Consider the following 3,153-nt stretch of genomic DNA (forward strand, 5'->3'; position numbering starts at 1 on the left):
CGCTCCTCGGCGCGGGCCGGGCCACGGCTGCCGGCGCCGGCGCGCAGCTCGTTGTTCTCCTCGATCAGCCGGGCCAGCTCGGCCTCCACCACGTCGAGGAAGGCGTCGACCTCGTCCTCGTCGTAGCCCCGCTTGCCGATGGGCGGCTTCTTGAAGACGACGTTGTGCACGTCGGCAGGGGTGAGTGGCATCAGGTCACCTTAGGGGTCCGGCGGGAGTGGTGGAGCGCGGGCGGACCGCAGAGGACCGAGCCTCTCGTCCAGCCCGCAACCGGGGAAGTGTCGGTCACGTTAGTACGTGAGCGGTCGGATGAAGGAACGGAGGAGGACCACTGCGATCAGCAGCACCATGAACCCCAGGTCCAGGCGGATCGACCCGAGGTTCAGCGGCGGGATGACGCGGCGCACGGCCTTCAGCGGCGGGTCGGTGGTGGAGTAGACGACCTCGAGCCCCGCGGCCACCAGCCCGTCGGGCCGCCAGCTGCGCGCCAGCACCATGACCCAGTCCACGACGAACCGCGCGAACAGCAGGACGAGAAAGACGAGCAGGACCGACGAGACGATCTGCCAGAAGAGTTCCACGGTCCTCGTTCGTCCAGGGCACCAGGCGTGCCGCCTTCATCGTGCGCGCGGGCCGCCCCGCACGCGGTTCAGGACTGGTTGAAGAACCCGCCCTCGCGGATCCGTGCCTTGTCCTCGGCCGTCACGTCGACGTTCTGCGGGCTGAGCAGGAACACCTTCGCCGTGACGCGCTCGATGCTACCGCGCAGCCCGAAGGACAGTCCCGCGGCGAAGTCGACCAGGCGCTTGGCGTCGGCGTCGTCCATCTCGGTGAGGTTCATGATGACCGGCATCCCGTCCCGGAACCGCTCACCGATGACCCGCGCCTCGTTGTAGGTGCGCGGGTGCAGGGTGGTGATCCGGTAGGGCTGCGGAGCGAGCGCGGGAGCCGGGGCGGGCTCGGCGACGGTCACCGGCTCGCGGACGGCCAGGCCGGCCGCCCCCACCGGGCCGCTGCCCATGGCGCTGATGCGGGCGCCACCGCCGCCACCGCCGCTGCCCACCGACGGTGCCAGTCCGAGCGGACGGGCCGGCGCGACCCTGCGCACGCCCAGCGGCTCGGGAGCGCGCACCGGAGCGGCGTCCGCCGGCTCCAGCTCGTCGTCGGCGTACCCGGCGGGGTAGTCGCCGTCGGCGTAGTCGTCGTAGTGGTCGTCGGCGTACCGCCCGTACCGGCGGTCGGCGTCGGGATGGTCGGACTGGCGGGCGTCGTAGCGGCCGTAGCCGCGGGGGTCGTCGTCCTCGACGAGCCCCAGGTAAATGCCCATCCGCCGCATGGCTCCAGCCATCGGACCTCCCCCTCTGCTGGCGTGCTCAGCGTGCACGCTCGACGACCGTCGACCGATTCACCCCGGGGCTCCGGAGGCCCGTGTGACTGGTGTGACTCGTGTGTCTTCAGGAGGGTAGGGGCCGCCGGCCGAACAGCGCGGTTCCGACACGCACGACTGTGGCACCGGCCGCGACGGCTTCCTCCAGGTCCCCGGTCATGCCCGCGGAGAGCTCGACGGCGCCGGGGTGGTCGGCGCGCACCCGGGCGGCCAGGTCGGCGAGCCGCGCGAAGGCGGGGGCGGGATCAGCACCTCTCGGGGCGACCGCCATGAGCCCCCGCAGCCGCACGCCCGGCAGCTCGGCGACTGCGTCGGCCAGCCCGGGGACGTCGACGGGATCCGCTCCGCCGCGGGTCCCGAGCTCGCCCTCGGGACCGCCGAGGTCGACCTGCAGCAGCACGTCCACGACGCGCCCGGCCCCCTCCCCCGCCCGGCTCAGCGCCTGGGCGAGGGACGGCCGGTCCACCGAGTGGACGACGGCACCCAGCCGCGCCACGGCCGCCGCCTTGTTGCGCTGCAGCTGGCCGACGAAGTGCCAGCGCACCGGCAGATCGGCGAGCTCGGCGGCCTTGCCGATCAGCTCCTGCGCACGGTTCTCGCCGAAGTCGAGCTGCCCGAGAGCGGTGAGGGCGCGGACATCGGCGGCCGGCCAGGTCTTGCTGACGGCGAGCAGCGCCACGGACGCCGGATCGCGGCCGGCGGCGCGGGCCGCCGCGTCGATCCGTTCCCGCACCTCCCGGAGGTTCTGCTCGAGAGCGGTCATGCCGGGTCGAGCCACACCAGACCCGCCTGGCGGCCGGTCACCCCGTCGCGGCGGTGGGAGAACAGCTGCCGGTCCTCCACGGTGCAGCGCGGGTCGTGGACGACGTCGGTGACGCCCGCCCGCGCGAGCACCTCGGCCAGACCCGCACGCAGGTCGAGACCGGCGGTGCCGCTCCGGGTGGGCACGGCGGCGGCGGGGGTCACGGCGGCCACCTCGGCCTGCATGGCCGGCGGCACCTCGTAGCAGGCGCCGCACACGGCCGGCCCCAGCAGCGCGGTGACGTGCCGGGCCCGGGCGCCCAGGCTCGCCATGGCCGACAGGGTGGCGGGCAGGACGCCGCGGCGCACGCCCTCGCGGCCCGCGTGCACGGCCGCGACGACGCCGGCCACGGGGTCGGTGAGCAGCACGGGGACGCAGTCGGCGGCCAGGACGGCGAGCACGAGCCGAGGGGCGGCGGTGACGACGGCGTCGGTGTCGGGCAGCGGACCGTCCTGCGGGCCGTCGACGACCGCGACGCCGGTGCCGTGCACCTGGTTCATCCAGACCAGCCGGTCTGCGGCGACCCCCAGTTCACGGGCGACCCGCGCGCGGTTGGCGGTGACGGCTGCGATGTCGTCGCCGACGTGGTCCCCGAGGTTGAAGGAGTCGTACGGCGGCACAGAACGGCCGCCCCGCCGATCGGTCACGACCCTGCGGGGTCGAACCGACGACGGGGCGGCCGTTTCCGTACTCACAAGACCCAAGAGTAGAGCCCTGGCCTTGAATGGAAGGCCCCCTCGCAGGGCCCCCACGGCGGCCCCCGTCCAGAGGCTCGTCCCGAGCTTGCGAGGGATGAGGAGGACGGGGGTCCTTCTACTGCTTGAGGAACTCGGGGATGTCGAGCTCCTCCTCGAAGTCCTCGCTCGACAGCGGACGGCGACCGTTGATCGCCCCCGGGATGGGCGGCAGCGGCGGGACGGTGATGCCACCACCGTTCTGCGGCGGCGTGGGACGGGATGCCGCC

5 protein-coding genes are annotated in these 3,153 nt (G+C 73.8%); all 5 read right to left on the bottom strand.

The features are described from left to right. Positions 1-191, bottom strand: a 191-nt coding sequence (locus BN344_RS20470; protein ID WP_040336692.1) for a DivIVA domain-containing protein, incomplete at its 3' end; no start/stop codon positions are given. 99 nt (positions 192-290) lie between these two features. After that, a complete protein-coding gene (locus tag BN344_RS01110; RefSeq protein WP_040336693.1) occupies positions 291-581 on the bottom strand; it encodes a YggT family protein in 291 nt (96 codons plus the stop codon). A 68-nt stretch (positions 582-649) separates the two neighbouring features. Further along, positions 650-1,348 (bottom strand): cell division protein SepF, encoded by a 699-nt coding sequence (locus BN344_RS01115; RefSeq protein ID WP_040336694.1) that lies wholly within the window; start codon positions 1,346-1,348, stop codon positions 650-652. Between the two features lie 106 nt (positions 1,349-1,454). Beyond that, positions 1,455-2,150, bottom strand: a complete 696-nt coding sequence (locus BN344_RS01120; protein WP_040336695.1) for a YggS family pyridoxal phosphate-dependent enzyme — start codon at positions 2,148-2,150, stop codon at positions 1,455-1,457. Further along, entirely contained in the window at positions 2,147-2,836 is a 690-nt protein-coding gene (gene pgeF, locus BN344_RS01125; protein ID WP_231486400.1) for a peptidoglycan editing factor PgeF, read from the bottom strand. Before pgeF ends, BN344_RS01120 begins: the two co-directional genes overlap by 4 nt. Positions 2,837-3,153 lie beyond the last annotated feature (317 nt).

Source organism: Candidatus Blastococcus massiliensis AP3 (genome assembly GCF_000582785.1).
GTDB classification, from domain to species: Bacteria; Actinomycetota; Actinomycetes; order Mycobacteriales; family Geodermatophilaceae; genus Blastococcus; species Blastococcus massiliensis.